General features: G+C 39.3%; 12 protein-coding genes, 1 pseudogene and 1 other annotated feature. Of the genes and pseudogenes, 10 read left to right on the top strand and 3 right to left on the bottom strand.

Features of this window, described 5'->3' with window-relative positions; translation table 11 throughout:
• The coding region (locus tag G611_RS15925; protein ID WP_207636298.1) for a hypothetical protein at nucleotides 1-214 on the top strand (214 nt) is incomplete at its 5' end.
• Nucleotides 215-1,749: 1,535 nt separating this feature from the next.
• Here the strand turns inward: G611_RS15925 and G611_RS0113320 are convergent.
• Nucleotides 1,750-2,646 (bottom strand): Rpn family recombination-promoting nuclease/putative transposase, encoded by an 897-nt coding sequence (locus G611_RS0113320; RefSeq protein ID WP_028244050.1) that lies wholly within the window; start codon nucleotides 2,644-2,646, stop codon nucleotides 1,750-1,752.
• A gap of 206 nt (nucleotides 2,647-2,852) precedes the next feature.
• Nucleotides 2,853-3,096 (top strand) — a binding site (T-box leader).
• Nucleotides 3,097-3,168: 72 nt separating this feature from the next.
• Here G611_RS0113320 and trpD point away from each other — a divergent pair.
• The 9 genes and pseudogenes from trpD (at nucleotide 3,169) to G611_RS0113280 (ending at nucleotide 14,947) form a co-directional block, all read left to right on the top strand.
• A complete protein-coding gene (gene trpD / locus G611_RS0113315; RefSeq protein ID WP_028244049.1) occupies nucleotides 3,169-4,236 on the top strand; it encodes an anthranilate phosphoribosyltransferase in 1,068 nt (355 codons plus the stop codon).
• Between the two features lie 9 nt (nucleotides 4,237-4,245).
• Complete coding sequence (trpC, locus tag G611_RS0113310) at nucleotides 4,246-5,025, top strand: indole-3-glycerol phosphate synthase TrpC (protein WP_028244048.1); 780 nt, start codon at nucleotides 4,246-4,248, stop codon at nucleotides 5,023-5,025.
• Nucleotide 5,026: 1 nt separating this feature from the next.
• Nucleotides 5,027-5,596, top strand: a pseudogene (locus tag G611_RS16055) (phosphoribosylanthranilate isomerase); the annotation flags it as partial.
• Nucleotides 5,591-6,820 (top strand): tryptophan synthase subunit beta, encoded by a 1,230-nt coding sequence (gene trpB / locus G611_RS15005; RefSeq protein WP_051195279.1) that lies wholly within the window; start codon nucleotides 5,591-5,593, stop codon nucleotides 6,818-6,820. The pseudogene G611_RS16055 and the gene trpB, both read left to right, overlap by 6 nt.
• Nucleotides 6,813-7,589, top strand: coding sequence for a tryptophan synthase subunit alpha (gene trpA / locus G611_RS0113300; protein ID WP_028244047.1), 777 nt, complete (start codon nucleotides 6,813-6,815; stop codon nucleotides 7,587-7,589). Before trpB ends, trpA begins: the two co-directional genes overlap by 8 nt.
• Complete coding sequence (gene trpE, locus G611_RS0113295; protein ID WP_028244046.1) at nucleotides 7,579-9,108, top strand: anthranilate synthase component I; 1,530 nt, start codon at nucleotides 7,579-7,581, stop codon at nucleotides 9,106-9,108. The genes trpA and trpE overlap by 11 nt, the downstream gene beginning before the upstream one ends.
• Nucleotides 9,105-9,671, top strand: a complete 567-nt coding sequence (locus G611_RS0113290) for an anthranilate synthase component II (RefSeq protein ID WP_028244045.1) — start codon at nucleotides 9,105-9,107, stop codon at nucleotides 9,669-9,671. Before trpE ends, G611_RS0113290 begins: the two co-directional genes overlap by 4 nt.
• 280 nt (nucleotides 9,672-9,951) lie before the next feature.
• The gene (locus tag G611_RS0113285) at nucleotides 9,952-14,151 is read left to right on the top strand and encodes a S8 family serine peptidase (RefSeq protein ID WP_028244044.1); all 4,200 of its coding nucleotides are present in this window, start codon (nucleotides 9,952-9,954) and stop codon (nucleotides 14,149-14,151) included.
• On the top strand, nucleotides 14,141-14,947 hold the full coding sequence (locus tag G611_RS0113280; protein ID WP_028244043.1) for a hypothetical protein: 807 nt from the start codon (nucleotides 14,141-14,143) through the stop codon (nucleotides 14,945-14,947). The genes G611_RS0113285 and G611_RS0113280 overlap by 11 nt, the downstream gene beginning before the upstream one ends.
• Here G611_RS0113280 and G611_RS0113275 read toward each other — a convergent pair.
• Both G611_RS0113275 and G611_RS0113270 read right to left on the bottom strand, forming a co-directional pair.
• A complete protein-coding gene (locus G611_RS0113275; RefSeq protein ID WP_028244042.1) occupies nucleotides 14,940-16,292 on the bottom strand; it encodes a sensor histidine kinase in 1,353 nt (450 codons plus the stop codon). The genes G611_RS0113280 and G611_RS0113275 overlap by 8 nt on opposite strands.
• Nucleotides 16,289-16,999, bottom strand: a complete 711-nt coding sequence (locus tag G611_RS0113270; protein ID WP_028244041.1) for a response regulator transcription factor — start codon at nucleotides 16,997-16,999, stop codon at nucleotides 16,289-16,291. Before G611_RS0113270 ends, G611_RS0113275 begins: the two co-directional genes overlap by 4 nt.
• Nucleotides 17,000-17,133: the final 134 nt, after the last annotated feature.

The following is a 17,133-nucleotide window of genomic DNA, read 5'->3' as shown; positions in this document are numbered from 1 at the left end:
AATCCAGATCCAGAGAATCCAGACCCAGAGAACCCAGGCGGTGGATCAACAGAAGAACCAACAACAGATCAGCCATAAACTAATATCTCATATCAATACTAATTCCTTTATAAACGGAGCACCCTTCGGGGTGCTCTTGTCATGTGCAGAAATAGGCATAACCACCGCGCATCCGTTCCTCTGTCCCTTTGCCATCGTAAATCATATTTCTTAAGTCCCCAAAACACGCACCAGAGCCGAAGTGTTTCTCCTGCGTGTTTGAAGTCGTCCAGTCAAGCACGCACCAGAGCCAAAGAGTTGCTCCTGCGTGTCCGAAGTCGCCCAGTCAAGCACGCACCAGAGTCGAAGTGTTGTTCCTGCGTGTCCGAAGTCGCCCAGTCAAGCACGCACAGCAGCCAAAGAGGTGTTCCTGCGTGTCCAAAGTCACCCAGCTAAACACGCACAGCAGCCAAAGTGTTTTCGCTGCGTGCCCAAAGTCGTCCAGTTGGCACAGCACAATAGACAAAGTAAATAATAGGCATAACCACCGTGTCTCACCCGCTGGCTGTCCAGTTTAATAAAAAGTATAAGAATAAGCTCGAATTCTAATCTTATACTTAAAAATGAACTTTATATGGGGAAATCTACAAAAAAAGTATAAGGAAGAAGCTAACTAGCAATCTTATACTTTTTGGGGCTTTGAAACATAGCATTGCCGGCGAAAAAAGTATAAGACATGCAAATCCCAACAGATTATATACTTTTATCTACGGGTGAACCACATATCTGCCCAGTTATAAGTATAAAATCGGAAAATCGACTATATCTTATACTTATACTAAGAATAACGCCATTCTATGGCAAAGCCATGCATATAAACATCTCTTCGAGAACAGTAAATAATAGGCATAACCACCGCGCCTCCCCGCTGGTTGTTCCCCTTTTAATCAAAGCAAATAAAAATGAAGTATGACAAACTGCTATATTTGCCACAGTCATACTTGTAATCGCAGTGCAAGGGCGCTGAATCCAAGTTTTAAGTATGACTATAGGCGGAAAATAAGGTTGTCATACTGTAAACCAAGGTGCAATAGCGTGAGAATGGCAGAAGTGAGTATCTAATGTCCAAAATCAAGCAAAAGTCATACTTAAAAATGAAAAATGGCATCATCAGCAGCAAAACAAAGTATGACTCTACGATATAGCCATGTTTGTCATACTCAAAAGTTCACGCGCCAGAATATAGTAGACAAAATAATCAAAATGGGTATGTCGCAACAGCCCACGCCCATAATCGGCACAACACAATAGACAAAGTAAATAATAGGTATAACCACCGCGCCTCCCCGCTGGCTGTCCCGTTTAATAAAAAGTATAAGAATAAGCTCAAATTCTAATCTTATACTTAAAAATGAACTTTATATGGGGAAATCTACAAAAAAAGTATAAGGAAGAAGCTAACTAGCAATCTTATACTTTTTGGGGCTTTGAAACATAGTATTGCCGGCGAAAAAAGTATAAGACATGCAAATCTCAACAGATTATATACTTTTATCTACGGGGGAACCACATATCTGCCCAGTTATAAGTATAAAATCGAAAAATCGACTATATCTTATACTTATACTAAGAATAACGCCATTCTATGGCCAAGCCATGCATATAAACATCTCTTCGAGAACAGTAAACAATAGGCATAGCCACCGTGCAGCCATTTCCTCTATAATCAATAAAAAAAGAACCCTGTCATAGGCAGGGTTCAAAGACTATTTATTCATCATTTGTTAGAGCTGCTAACTTCTTTTTCAATTCCATTATAATCATATCCTTTTCAGACAAAGTAGCGTCTTTTTCGGAAAGTGCAGCGTCCTTTTCAGAAAGAGCGGCATCTTTTTCTGATAGGGCGGCGCTCATTTTCGCATTTTCCTCAGTAAGCTGTTCAAGCTTTCGGGCAATAACGGCTTCATGGGCAAGCTGTTCATTACGTCTGAAGCAGGCTTCACGAACCAGTTCATCTTCAGTTAGCTTATTAATGGTGTTTGTAGCTTCAGCCATAATCGGATTCTCCTTTGCTAGAGTGTTCAAATCTTCCCATGTTGTTGCACTGAATAGACGAGCCCAATGATCTAATCTGTAGGACTTGTCAATATCAGTTGCATTATCTATCTGAGTTAAGTCTAACACGGAAAGTGCAAATTTACTACTGTAAATATTGTGATTTTCTAACTCCTGCATCATATATGTAGAGTAGAATTTAGGATAATTTTTAAACAGTGTAAAATTGAGAATTCCAATTTGCTGTACAGGCGGTGCATCCGCATAATCAGCACCTTTAAGTATTTTTGAAAACTCTCTACCAAGATAAGCTAGTGACCGCTCAGTCCAATTGTCATAATTGATGACCTGCATTTCAAGATTAATGGTCTTGGAATTGTTTAGATTGATAATAACATCCAGCATGAAAGTTTTTTCAGTGAAGGATTCACCTAACTTGATACTATTAGTTATTTCTGTAGATTTGATGTCTTCTTCATTCATATGAAGAAGAGAACATAGCAAACCTCTTAGTACATGTTCATTCTCTTGCAGTAGAGCTTTAAATAAATAGTCATTAGTCATAGGGACAACTAGTTCCCCAGATTTTGGAATACTAAAATTTGTATTCATTTTGTTTTCCTTTCATCATTTTTTGAATTTACCAATAATGATGGAAGGAACTGATGCTATAATTACATAATCCGAAGCTAAAACATTATAGCAGTTAATATATAACTATTCAATATATTATATGTATAGTTTTTCTAACTCACGCAGAAAAAAACTTGTTGACAACAAATATTCCAAATGGTATATTTACTTCAACTCAATAAAGTATTAAACCGATGAGGGAGAGGAGTACCTCTTCGTGATTCATGAGAGAGAGCCGTGATGGTGGGATGCGGTATGATAGCGATTTGGGAATGGACTCCTGAGGGCGTGAGGAAATGATTAAGTTCAAAGTATTGCACGACGTGAGGCTTACGTTAGTAGTCAGGGATATGATGGTATCCTGTTAAGAGCATGGGTTTACCCTATGAATTCAAGGTGGCACCGCGGAAAAGAATTTTCGTCCTTGATAGAAACTTATTAATGGTTTCTATCAGGGATTTTTTTTTACAAAAAAGTCCCTGATAGTGAAAGGAGAAGAGAATGATCAAAGAAGCAATCGAAAAAATTGTAAACAAGGGAGATTTAACTTATGAGGAGGCATACACAGTCATGAATGAAATCATGAGTGGTGAAAGCTCTCCAACACAGAATGCAGCATTTCTGGCAGCACTTTCTACAAAGAGTGCAAGGGCTGAGACTACTGATGAAATCGCAGGTTGTGCAGCGGCAATGAGAGAGCATGCTACAAAGGTTGAAACAGGCATGGAGGTTTTTGAGATTGTTGGAACTGGTGGAGATAATGCTCATAGCTTTAATATTTCTACTACATCAGCTTTGGTAGCAGCGGCGGCAGGAATGAAGGTGGCAAAGCATGGTAATAGAGCAGCATCTTCACTTTGTGGAACAGCAGATTGTCTAGAGGCACTTGGGGTAAATATAAGCCAAAGCCCAGAAAAGTGTGTTGAGCTTTTAAAAGAGGTTGGCATGTGCTTCTTTTTCGCTCAGAAGTATCACACATCAATGAAGTATGTGGGAGCAATCAGAAAAGAGCTTGGATTTAGAACAGTATTTAACATCTTAGGACCTTTGACAAATCCAGCTACACCAAGTATGCAGCTTCTTGGGGTATATGATGAGTATTTGGTGGAGCCACTGGCTCAGGTACTTATAAGCCTAGGGGTAAAAAGAGGAATGGTTGTGTATGGACAGGATAAGCTTGATGAGATTTCACTTTCAGCTCCAACAAAGATTTGCGAGATAAATGATGGATGGTACAAAACATACATTATTGAGCCTGAAGATTTTGGATTTGAAAGATGTACTAAGGATGATTTAAAGGGGGGCACTCCAGAGAATAACGCAAAAATCACAAGAGATATTCTCAGTGGAGCTAAGGGCCATAAAAGAAATGCTGTGCTTTTAAATGCAGGAGCAGCTCTTTACATCGGAGGCAAGGCAGATAGCTTTAAGGACGGAGTTAAGCTTGCGGAAAAAATAATAGATTCAGGCAAGGCACTAGAAACATTAGAGAAATTCATACTAGTTAGCAACGAAATATCAGAAGCTAAGATAGATGAGATTGCAAATGCAGCAAGTGGAGCTTGTTAAGGAGAGGCAATGAATATACTTGAGCAATTGGCAGCGCATGCAAAACAAAGGGTCGCTGAGAAAATGAAAAATAAGTCACTAGAAGAAATAAAAAAAGAAGCATGCAATATGCCAAGGGGAGATTTTGAATTTGAAAAGGCACTTCGCAAAAACGATATAGCTTTTATTTGTGAGTGCAAAAAGGCTTCCCCATCAAAAGGAGTAATAGCAGAAAGCTTTGACTATTTACAAATAGCAAAGGATTACGAAAAGGCTGGGGCTGATTGTATATCGGTGCTGACAGAACCAAAGTGGTTTTTAGGAAGTGATGATTATCTTAAAGAAATCGCAAATACGATAAATATTCCTTGTATAAGAAAGGATTTCACCGTTGATGAATATATGATTTACGAGGCAAAGCTATTAGGAGCAAAGGCCATCCTATTAATATGTGCCATATTAAATCAAAGCCAAATAAAGCATTACATTGATATTTGCGATGAGCTTGGAATAAGCGCTTTGGTGGAAGCGCATGATGAGGCAGAAATAAAGATGGCGGTTAAAGCAGGAGCAAGAATTATAGGTGTAAACAATCGTAACCTAAAGGACTTTTCAGTGGATACCGCTAACAGCAAACGCCTAAGGCAAATGATCCCAAGAGACATTATTTTTGTATCAGAAAGCGGAATCAGTTCAAATGAAGATATAAAGGAATTAAGAGATGCCAAGGTAGATGCAGTTCTAATAGGCGAAACACTTATGAAGGCAGATGACAAAACAGCAAAGCTAAAGGAACTAAGGAGGATTTAAAATGACTAACATTAAGCTATGTGGACTTACAAGAGAAGAAGATATAAAAACAGCAAACAAGCTGAAGCCAGAATATATCGGATTTGTTTTTTATGATAAAAGCAGAAGAAATGTTACTAAGGCAAAAGCAAAGCAGCTTAAGAGCATGTTAAATCCTGAAATAAAGGCGGTAGGTGTTTTTGTAGATGCTCCAGCTTCCCAGGTAGAAGAGCTATTCGAAGAGAACATTATTGATGTGGCTCAGCTTCATGGCAGCGAGGATGAAGATTACATTAAAGAGCTTATGGACAATAACATTCCTGTAATCAAAACCTTCAAGGCTAATTCCCCAGAGGAACTGATTAAGGCTGAAAAATCAAATGCAGACATGATTATGCTTGATGCAGGAAATGGTGAGGGAGTTCCAATAAAGGACTTAAAGCTTCTTACATTTATCGATAGACCTTTCATTCTCGCAGGTGGATTGAACCAGGAAAACGTGGCATCTGCAATAGAAATCACAAAGCCATTTGGAGTAGATGTAAGCACAGGAATCGAAACAAATCATTTGAAGGATGAGGAAAAGATGATAAGCTTTGTCAGCGCAGTTCGTAAAGACGGTACAAGTTCAAAGAGCAAAGGACGTTTTGGTGTTCATGGCGGTCAGTATATTCCAGAGACACTTATGAATGCAGTAAATGAGCTTGAGGAGGCATACAACCATTACAAGGACGACCCAGAATTTAACAAGGAGCTTACTGATTTACTTAACAACTACGCGGGAAGACCAAGCCTTTTATACTATGCTAAAAAGATGACAGAGGACTTAGGCGGCGCAAAAATCTATCTTAAAAGAGAAGATCTGAATCACACAGGAAGCCACAAGATTAACAATGTACTGGGCCAGGCACTTCTTGCCAAAAAGATGGGAAAGACCAGACTTATTGCAGAGACAGGAGCAGGCCAGCACGGTGTTGCAACAGCAACAGCTGCAGCACTTCTTGGAATGGAATGTGTTGTATTTATGGGAAAAGAGGACACCGAAAGACAGGCTCTCAACGTATATAGAATGAAGCTTCTTGGAGCAGATGTTATCCCAGTTACATCAGGAACAGCCACACTGAAGGATGCAGTTTCAGAGGCTATGAGAGAATGGACTACTCGCATTGATGATACACATTATTGTCTGGGTTCTGTAATGGGACCACATCCATTTCCAACTATCGTAAGAGATTTCCAGGCAGTGATTTCAAAGGAAAGCAGAAGACAAATTCTAGAGGTAGAGGGAAGACTTCCAGATGCAGTTATTGCCTGTGTTGGTGGTGGAAGTAACGCCATTGGTTCCTTCTATCATTATATTGAAGATGACGGAGTTCAGCTTATTGGCTGCGAGGCTGCAGGACGAGGCATTGATACATTTGAAACAGCAGCAACTGTAAACACAGGAAGAATCGGAATCTTCCACGGTATGAAATCATATTTCTGCCAGGATGAATATGGCCAGATTGCTCCAGTTTATTCAATCTCCGCTGGATTAGATTACCCAGGAGTTGGACCTGAGCATGCACATCTTCACGATATAGGCAGAGCAAAATATGTGCCTGTTACAGATGACGAGGCAGTAGATGCTTTTGAATACATAGCAAAAACTGAAGGAATCATTGCAGCAATCGAATCCAGCCATGCTATCGCATATGCGAAGAAGTTAGCACCAACAATGAGAAAAGACCAGATTATTATAGTTACAGTTTCAGGAAGAGGCGACAAGGATTGTGCAGCAATCGCACGTTACAGAGGGGAGGATATCCATGAGTAAAATAGCAGAGGCATTCAATAATAAAAAGGCATTTATTCCATTTATCACATGCGGAGATCCTGATTTAGAAACCACTGAAAAGATTATTGTAGAGCTTGAAAAAAATGGAGCAGATTTAATTGAGCTTGGAATCCCATTTTCTGACCCAACAGCAGAAGGTCCTGTAATCCAGGGTGCTAACATCCGGGCACTTAAAAACAAAATAACAACTGACGATGTTTTTGAAATGGTAGATAGAGTGTGTAACAAGGTAAAGGTTCCACTTGTTTTCATGACCTATGCAAATGTTGTATTTTCATACGGAATGGAAAGATTCTTTTCTAATTGCAAGGATAAAGGAATAGACGGAATCATCCTTCCTGATGTTCCATTTGAGGAGAAGGCGGAGTTTGAAGAAGTGGCATCAAGCTTTGGGGTAGATTTTATATCCATGATTGCTCCAACTTCAAAGGAGCGAATTGATATGATTGCAAAGGAAGCCAAGGGATTTATATATGTAGTATCCAGCCTTGGTGTTACAGGTACAAGAGCTGAGATAAATAGCAATATTAAAGATTTGGTAAAACGAGTTAGAAAGAACACTGATGTACCATGTGCAGTAGGCTTTGGTATATCAAATCCGAAACAAGCAGCTACTATGGCAGGTATTTCTGATGGCGCCATCGTTGGTTCGGCAATTGTTCGTATGATTGAAAAATATGGTAAGGATTCACCAAAGGAAGTTGGCAGATTTGTTAAGGACATAAAGGAGGCTTACCATGCATCCTAGTATTGATGAGGTAAGAAATTTATCTAAAAAGGAAGATTACAAAAGAATCCCTGTAATGATTGAAATGCTTTCCGACGGCTACACCCCAATAGAGGTTATGAGAATTATCAGAAACACAAGTAATCAATGCTATCTATTGGAAAGCGCAAGTCAATCAGAAACATGGGGACGATATACTTTCTTAGGATTTAATCCTAAGCTGGAGATAACCTGTTCTGATGGCAAGCTGTTAATCAAGGAAAACAATGGAGGAAGCAAAGATTTAATAGAAGAAAGAAATGTGAAGCATCCAAATGAGACCTTGAGGGAAATACTTGCCAAATATAAGACTCCGAGGGTTGAAGGCTTTCCTACATTTACGGGAGGCCTGGTAGGATATTTTTCCTACGATTATATTAAGTATGCTGAGCCAAAGCTTGGATTAAAATGTGATGGATATGATGATTTCAAAGACATGGATTTGATGCTCTTTGATGATGTTATTGCATTTGATAATTTCAGGCAGAAAATCTATTTGATTACAGGTGTAATGTTGGATGAAAAAATTCCTTATACCGATGATTTTAATGAAGGATTTGACGAGCTTAATATTAAGTACGAAAGGGCTTACAACAAGCTTCTTGAGATTAAGTATCTATTACAAAATGGTACAAAGAAGCATTTTGAACCGATTAGACTTAAGACAGAAATTACCCCAAAGTTTACACCAGAAGAATATGGTCAGATGGTAGAAAAAGCAAAGCACTATATTAAGGAAGGGGATATTTTTCAGGTAGTGCTTTCTAATCCGCTTAGTGCCAAGGCTTCTGGAAGCTTGTTTGATACATACAGGTTACTTCGGGCAAGCAATCCATCTCCATATATGTTTTATTTTAACAGCTCCGATATAGAGATTGCAGGTGCATCACCAGAGACACTGGTTAAGGTAGAGGATAAAAAGGTGAGCACATTTCCACTGGCTGGTACCAGACCAAGGGGCAAGGATGCTATGGAAGACAAAGCTTTAGAGGCAGAGCTACTTGCCGATGAAAAGGAAAGAGCAGAGCATAACATGCTAGTGGACCTTGGCAGAAATGACATAGGAAAAATCGCGCGTCTCGGCAGTGTAGCTGTTGATAAATATATGGATATAGAGCGATTCTCCCATGTAATGCATATTGGCTCCACTGTGGTGGGGGAGCTTTCTGAGGATAAGGATGCAATAGATGCAGTGGATGCAATACTTCCAGCAGGTACTCTTTCTGGTGCACCCAAGTTTAGGGCTTGTCAGATAATAGAGGAACTAGAGCAAAGCAAGCGAGGTATCTATGGTGGAGCTATAGGATACCTGGATTTCTCAGGAAACTTAGATGTATGCATTGCCATAAGGCTTGTATATAAAAAGGATGACAGCATTTACATTCGCTCAGGCGCAGGCATAGTATATGATTCTGTGCCAGAAAAGGAAGCTGTGGAATGCATAAATAAAGCAAAGGCTGTGGTAAACGCCATTAAGCAGGCTGAGGGAGGAATAGAATGATATTATTAATAGACAATTATGACAGTTTCTCCTATAACCTCTATCAGCTTGTGGGAGAAATTAATCCTGATATTAAGGTCGTGAGAAATGATGAGCTTCGTATATGCGATATAGAAAAGCTAAATCCTAGCCATATAATCATATCTCCTGGCCCAGGCAGGCCAAATGAGGCAGGTATATGTGAGGATGTGATAGCTCATTTTGCAGGAAAGATACCTATTCTTGGGGTATGTCTAGGTCATCAGGCTATCTGTGAGACCTTTGGAGCTAATATCACTTACGCTAAGGAGCTTATGCATGGAAAGCAGTCTGATGTAAAGATTGATAATTCCTCAAAGCTTTTCAAGGGGATGCCAGAGAACATAAAAGTTGCTAGATATCATTCCCTTGCAGCAGAGGCTAAGAGCTTGCCAACAAATCTTAAGATTTTAGCCACCACAGATGATGGAGAGATTATGGCCGTGGCACATAAAGAATATGAAGTGTATGGTTTACAGTTTCACCCAGAATCAATAATGACCATGGATGGAGAAAGGATGCTTTTTAATTTTCTGGCACTGTAAAAAATATTTTTAATAAATGGTTATAAATAATAATTATATCTTGACTTTAAATGCGGCTAAACATATACTTTTGTCATTAGAAATGATGAATGCGTGTTTAGCGCATTTATTTTTTGACCGTAATACTTTAGCACTTAAAAGCGCTAACGCTTTAAATCAATATATTAAATTACGCTTTAAATAATATCTGGGGTATAGCCCACATCCAATTTCGCTATAGACTATCTATTTTTTCTCAGATAGATAGTTTTTATAAATTCTATTAAAGGGAGGTAAAATCATGAGAAGAAGCTGGATACCTAAGAAGGTATTGTCAGTGATTATGGCAGCAGCACTTGCTATGTCGCCAACAGTCACTGCAGTAGCTAGTCCAGTAGAAGAACAGGTAGATGAAAAAGTTGTAATTGATGCAACTAATGAGACCGCTGATGAGACTAAATCTGAAGAGACAGAATCAAAAGCAGAATCAGAAGAAGTAGAAGCAACCGAAGATTTACCAGTCTTCGAGGAAGTTGACCCTAAGGAAGAGGGCCTTGTGGATCCTACAGAAGTTCTTAACGGTGAGGATGTTGAAACACCAAATGAGGCAGTAGATCCAGACGAACAAACTAGAGTAATTATTGTTATGGAAGGCGACAGTGTCATCGATAAGGGATATGACACAGAGGATTTAGCTGATAACAAATCAGCAATGCGTGCCGCTGACAAAATCGAAGCTGCGCAGGAAAAGCAGGTTGAAAAAATTTCAAACGAAGCTTTAGACGGTGAAGATTTAGATGTTAACTTTAATTTCTCACTCCTTACAAATGCTGTATCAGCAGATGTAGCATTTAAGGATATTGAAGCCATCGAAAAGGTAGATGGAGTAGAGGCAGTATATGTTGCATCTCAGTACGAGCCATGCGTAGAGGCTGAGCCAAACACAATCACATCTGGTGATATGGTAGGAAGCTACAGCACATGGGCTACAGGTTACACAGGTGCAGGTACACGTATTGCAGTTATCGATACAGGTATCGATATCGACCATCCATCATTTGATGCAGATGCATTTGACGCTCATTTAGAGGAGACAGCAGAAGCAGCAAGCAAGAGCGTTTCTGATTATGAACTTCTTGACGCAGATGAAATCGAAAATGTTCTTCCAAATCTTAATGCTACAAAGAAATATGAAGGACTTACAGCAGATGAGCTTTACAACAATGATAAAGTTCCATTTGCATTTAACTATGTAGACAAGAACCTTGACATCACACATGACAACGATGAGCAGGGTGACCACGGTACACACGTATCTGGTATTGCTACAGCAAACTACTATGTAAAGAATGCAGCTTCAGCTACTGGCTATGCCAGAGAGAAGGCAGGAGTTGTTGGTATCGCACCAGATGCACAGCTTATCTCAATGAAGGTATTCGGTACAAACGGTGGTGCTTACACAGATGATTACATGGCAGCTATCGAGGATGCACTTCTTCTTAAGGCAGATGCAATCAACTTAAGTCTTGGTTCATCAGCAGCTGGTAACTCATCAGATGAAGAAGAATATGTAAATGAAATCTTCAAGAAGCTTGAAGGCACAAGCACAGTTGTTTCTATTTCAGCTGGTAACTCAGGTCGTTGGTCTGATAGCTCAACATACGGTGTAAACCTTTCAAAGGATGTAAACCTTGATACAGTAGGTTCACCAGGATCATACACAAACGCATTTACAGTAGCATCAGCAGTAAATAGCGGTATGACAGCTAACAACTTTAGCCTTTCAGATGGAAAGACAATCTTCTATACAGATGCAAATGACACACTTGCTCCTCAGTTCTTAACACTTGATGTGTCAGAGGACAAGAGCGGAACAGAGTATCCATTTGTATTCCTTAACGCTAAGGGCGAGCCAGCTGATTACGAAGGCGTTGATGTAAAGGATAAGATTGTATTTGTATACAGAGGTGCAATCACATTCGGACAGAAGCAGATGAATGCTGAGGCAGCAGGCGCAAAGGCAATTGTTATTGTTAACAACCAGCCAGGTACAATCTCAATGACAATGCAGGGAAGCACAGCAGTTATTCCAGCAGTTTCTATTAAGCAGTCAGAAGGTGAGGCAGTTGCAGCATCAGGTAAAGAAGTAGCTGAAGGCGTATACGAAGGAACAATCAAAATCAACACAGATGTTGCTACAGAAAGAGATGTTCCAGGCGGATACACAATGAGTGACTTCTCATCTTACGGTGTTCCAGGTTCACTTGATCTTAAGCCAGAAATCACAGGCCCAGGTGGAAACATCTACTCAACAAGAGACAATGGTACATATGGACAGATGTCTGGTACATCAATGTCAGCTCCATCACTTGCAGGTCAGATTGCACTTGTAGAACAGTACATCAAAGAAAATGACCTTGCTGAAAAGAATGACATTTCAATCAGAACACTTGCACAGTCACTTATTATGAGTACTGCATCACCACTTTACGAGGATAACGATAAGACAGGTCTTGAGTATTCTCCTCGTTCACAGGGTGCTGGTCTTGCAAATGTTCAGGATGCTATTTCATCACCAGCTTACATCTTAGTAGGTGACAAGGAAGGCAATGACGGTAAGGTTAAGGCTGTTCTTGGTGATGACCCTACAAAGTCAGGTAACTACTCATTCTCATTTGATGTTTATAACATGGACGAGGATGCTAAGTACTTCGTACTTGATTCAACAGTACTTACAGAAGAGCTTTATGACAGCGACGGTACAACTTACTTTGCAGGAAGCTCACACAAGCTTAACCCAGAGGTAACTCTTACAGCAGATGATACAAAGCTTGTATATGATCTTAACGATGATGGCAAGGTAAACAACAAGGATAGAAAGGTTCTTCTTCAGGTTGTTAATGGCTCACGTGATGTTGCTATCGTTGATGAGAACGCAGATTACTATGATTTCAACAAAGACGGACTTGTAGATACAAAGGATGTTTACGCTTTATCTAAGCAGCTCAAGGGCGGTGAGGCAGTAGCTGATCTTGCACTTGAAGTAGTAGAGGTAAAGGATAGTACAAAGGTTAATGTAGCAATCAACCTTTCAGACAGCGATAGAGAATACTTAGCTGGCTTCGAAAACGGTATGTACGTAGACGGTTTCGTTTATGTAAAGGGTGGCGTTGATTTATCAGTTCCATTCCTTGCATTCTATGGAAGCTGGATGGATTCTCCAATGTTTGAGGACTTTGATTTTGAGGAGTACGTTCACAATCCTGAATATGATGCAATGACATATTCTGGTATTTCAAGAACAAACTTCCTTTCAATCTACCCACTTGGACTTCCAAGCGAACAGTACTACATTCCTAATTTCTTTGTTGATGATGCGAAATATATTGCAGACAGAAATGCTATCAGCTCTGAGAACGGAACAATGCTTGGCGCTCAGTATTACTCATTAATGAGAAATGCAGGTCGTTTAATTCTTACAATCACAGATAAGAACACTGGAGAGAAGTATTTTGAGCATGTAGCAAAGGATCAGTACGCTGAGTTCTACTATTCTGGAACAGGTAGCTGGGAAGAAGCTCTTGCAGCACAGGATCTTAACTGGGCAGGTACAGATGCTAATGGTAACCCACTTGCAGATGGAACAGAGGTTGAAATTTCACTTCAGGCAATTCCAAGCTACTACAATGATGTAGAGGATGTTTCTACACTTAATGCTCCTGGTATGTTTATCAAGACACCAATGGCAATTGATAACACAGCACCAGTAGTAACAGATGCAGTTAAGACAGAAGATGGCAAGTACGCTATCACAGCTTATGATAACCGCTACACAGCATCTGTAGTTGTAGTTGGAAGTGATAAGAAGACTATTCTTGGTAAGTACGCTGTAAACCAGGAAGAAGCAGATACAGATATGGAAATCCTTATCGATGCTCCAGAAGATGTATTCTATGTAGAGGTATATGATTACGCTCTTAACGGAACAGTTTACAGATTCAACAACACAGGTCATGCTGATACAAAGTTTGTATCAGAAATCACAGTTGACAAGGATGAGGTAGAGCTTGAAGTAGGAAAGCAGGCACAGGTTAAGGCTACAGTTGGTCCTAAGTGGCTTGCAGAAAACTATAACCTTGTTGATTGGTCAAGCGAAGATGAAAGCATCGCAAAGGTTTCAGCAAACGGTGTTATCACAGCAGTTGCAGAAGGTGAGACAGTAGTTAAGGCAACAACACTTGCAACTGATAAGAAGGGTAAGCATCTTACAGCTGAAGTAAAGGTTAAGGTTGTTAAGAAGACTGAAGAAAAGTCAGATGAGGAGTCAGACGAGAAGAAGGATGACGAAAAGAATGATGATATAAAGTCAGAAGCAACAGAAGACCAGGATAAGGAAGAAGCAGAAGAGGTAGTTGAAGAGACTACTGAAGAAGATACATCAGCAGAAGACGACACTACTTCTGATGACGAAACAACAGGAGGAGAAAGTGATGATGAATAAATCAATAAAGAGAGCAGCCGTTCTTTGCATGGCAGCGCTAACACTATTTACATCTACTCCTTACACAAATGTAGCTAAGGCTGCAAATGTTACACCACTTCATACAGCAGTTACATCTACTGGAAAGGCAGACAGCCAGAAGATTACATACAAGCTTACACTTGATAAGACTACTGTTTCTGATGGTAGAGTTGCTGTAGAGTATGACCCAAATGTTTTAGTTCTTAAATCTGATTCTGAGGGAATTAAGTTTAGTGACGTTGATGTAAATAAGAATTATGAAAATGACGAAGCTAAGGGAATTGCTTATGCATTCGTAAATGATGCTCCAAAGACTGCAGCAGGAACACTTATGACTGTTCAGTTTACAGTTAAGGCTGGTCTTAAGACACAGGATACTACAATCAAGACAAAGGTTCTTGGCCTTAACAATGAAGCTACAGATGTTGTTGCAGCACAGGATTTGGAAGATGTTGTATCTGTAGGACGTCCTGCACTTAGCACACCAAAGATTACAGGCATTAGCCAGACAATCCTTGGCGTATATGTAAAGTGGACTAAGGACGCAAACGCAGATGGCTATGTTGTTTACAAGAGCACATCAAAGAATGGCAAGTACACAAAGTTTGCTACAATTAGTGGACTTAACAGCTTGTATGATATTGCAGTTGCAAACAACAAGACATACTACTACAAGGTTGTTTCATACCAGGGTAGTGGTGCTAATAGAGTTTACTCTGAGGAGTCAGCTCCTGTATCAATCAAGGTTAAAAAATTCTTTGGATTATTTAGCTAAGAGCAACAGGAAACTTTAACTCTAAAGTAAATTTATTATTGGAGGTTCTAGTTAAGCTAGAACCTCCTTGTCTTTTCATAAGACTTGATATACTAATAAGGCCGATTTTGGCACTTTCGTTTTTTCTAGGCTCATTTCTAATGATATTTGTAAATGTTACCTTGGCGTAATCCTTGTCTTTAATAAAGCTAATTTCTACAGGTGTTGTTTCATCAGCATATTTATCTATATTCGTAAATACGTTATTAAAGATTCTTAAAATGTCATCTGCATTTACTTTGATAGTAAAGCTTTCATATGGCTCAGCAATATTAAATCTAAAGCCCTGCTCCATAAGAGGAGGGGTGAGCTCAGAAATAATCTGCATGAAGAATTCCATTCCATCATATTCATCAAGGGCATCATCAGCTCTTTTAGGATTAGGCTCAAAGGCTAAGAAGTATTCAAATAATCTATCAGACATTTCCTTTATCTGATGGCAGGTAGTAAGTGCAGTGTTTAAATACTTATCTAATTCTTCCTGTGAATTGTAGTGATGCTCCTTTAGGATTTCAAGATATCCCATCTGTGTTGTAAGAGGAGTACGAAGGTCGTGGGACAATGCAGTGACAAGGCTGTTATTGGCCTGCAGCGCTTTCTTTTCATTTTCCATCTGTTGGATTACAGCTACGCGCATGGAATTAAGGCTTTCAGCTACATGGGCTATTTCGTCGTAGCCCTTTACAGGAATCTCGTAGTTAAGGTCTCCACCCTCTAGGATGTTGATGCCAGAGGTAACCTCTTTGATGTAGTGAATCTTTTTTCTAACAAGGATTGTGATAATAGTGATGATTATTATGGCTGCTATAAATAGATTTATAATGTGGATTTTGTTGTATAAATCATATTGAAAATCCTCAAAGACATGCATGGTATATTCACCATCTGAAAAATTGATTTTATATACCTTGGCATAAGGATTATGTTCATAGCTTTCTGCTAATTCATCATCAGTCATCATAGAATCTGAGTCCGGAAATGAATAGTCTACCAAAGAGTCGTAGGTTTGCTTACCATCCTTTTCTATGTAAAAATATACATAAGGGTTTTGCTTACTCCATACTTGAATAACTAGAGTGTCATCAGCATGCACATCATTTTCAATAGTGTATTCTTGAAAATCTTCTATGGTTTCATCTAAACGTTTTTTAGCATATTCCTTTGAACTCCAACTAGAAGCATAGATAGATTCATTAATTTGCTGTGCAAGTAAATAAAAAATTACTCCGGTCAAAATGGCAAAACCAATAGATAGCCAAAGCTCTATATATAAGGATTTTGATGTGAGTTTTTTGATTTTGTTCATTGTAATTTATATCCCTTTCCCCAGACCGTTAGAAGATGAGTTGGTTTTGATGGATCATCCTCAATCTTAGTGCGTAGGTTTCTAATATGAACCATGATGGTTGCATTTGAGCTGTAAAAATATGGTTCGTTCCAAATGCTTTCATATATAAGCTGAGCAGGAAATACCCTTCCTGGACTTTCTATAAGAAGGCGTAGAATCTGGTATTCAAGCTCCGATAAATCCACCGCAGTTTCTTCACCAGTAGATGATGTGATGAAAACCTCGTTTCTGTCTTTTGCTACCTTAAATATATCGTAGGTAAAGTAGTTGTCGTTTGTGGCAGTTTCCTTTCCTTTATATACATAGTAGCGACGAAGCATGGATTTAACTCTGGCTGTAAGCTCGCTGTGAGAAAAAGGCTTTGACAGATAATCGTCGGCACCTATCAGAAGACCAAGTGATTTATCTGAATCAGTTCCCTTTGCAGTAAGAAACAGTATAGGCATCTGATAGCTTTCGCGAATCCTTTTGCAAACATCCAAGCCGGAGATGCCAGGCATCATAATATCTAAAATGATAAGATCGATGCTGTCATCAACTAGGGCAAGGGCTGTCTCACCATCAGGAGCTTCTATTATAATGTAGCCTTCGCTTTCTAATAATATATGAAGTATATTTCTGATTTCTTCATTGTCATCTACAACTAATATCTTTTGATTTCCCATATAATCCTCTTAAATGATTAGTTTAATTACTATTCTGATTGTATAGTATCACAAAATCTGTGAAGAAATATGAAAATCCGGTTTCTTAAGGTTTCTTTAGATTTACTTTAGGTATTTCTTAAGAGTTTTCCTTC

This window comes from Pseudobutyrivibrio ruminis AD2017, from assembly GCF_000424305.1.
In the GTDB taxonomy this organism is placed as follows: domain Bacteria; phylum Bacillota; class Clostridia; order Lachnospirales; family Lachnospiraceae; genus Pseudobutyrivibrio; species Pseudobutyrivibrio ruminis_B.
This window is presented reverse-complemented; position numbering and strand designations above follow the sequence as displayed.

Excerpts from the sequence above, each read along its gene's own strand:
- G611_RS0113320 (WP_028244050.1), bottom strand. The coding sequence starts at position 2,646 with ATGAATACAAATTTTAGTATTCCAAAATCTGGGGAACTAGTTGTCCCT.
- trpD (WP_028244049.1), top strand. The coding sequence starts at position 3,169 with ATGATCAAAGAAGCAATCGAAAAAATTGTAAACAAGGGAGATTTAACT.
- trpC (WP_028244048.1), top strand. The coding sequence starts at position 4,246 with ATGAATATACTTGAGCAATTGGCAGCGCATGCAAAACAAAGGGTCGCT.
- trpB (WP_051195279.1), top strand. The coding sequence starts at position 5,591 with ATGATAAGCTTTGTCAGCGCAGTTCGTAAAGACGGTACAAGTTCAAAG.
- trpA (WP_028244047.1), top strand. The coding sequence starts at position 6,813 with ATGAGTAAAATAGCAGAGGCATTCAATAATAAAAAGGCATTTATTCCA.
- trpE (WP_028244046.1), top strand. The coding sequence starts at position 7,579 with ATGCATCCTAGTATTGATGAGGTAAGAAATTTATCTAAAAAGGAAGAT.
- G611_RS0113290 (WP_028244045.1), top strand. The coding sequence starts at position 9,105 with ATGATATTATTAATAGACAATTATGACAGTTTCTCCTATAACCTCTAT.
- G611_RS0113285 (WP_028244044.1), top strand. The coding sequence starts at position 9,952 with ATGAGAAGAAGCTGGATACCTAAGAAGGTATTGTCAGTGATTATGGCA.
- G611_RS0113280 (WP_028244043.1), top strand. The coding sequence starts at position 14,141 with ATGATGAATAAATCAATAAAGAGAGCAGCCGTTCTTTGCATGGCAGCG.
- G611_RS0113275 (WP_028244042.1), bottom strand. The coding sequence starts at position 16,292 with ATGAACAAAATCAAAAAACTCACATCAAAATCCTTATATATAGAGCTT.
- G611_RS0113270 (WP_028244041.1), bottom strand. The coding sequence starts at position 16,999 with ATGGGAAATCAAAAGATATTAGTTGTAGATGACAATGAAGAAATCAGA.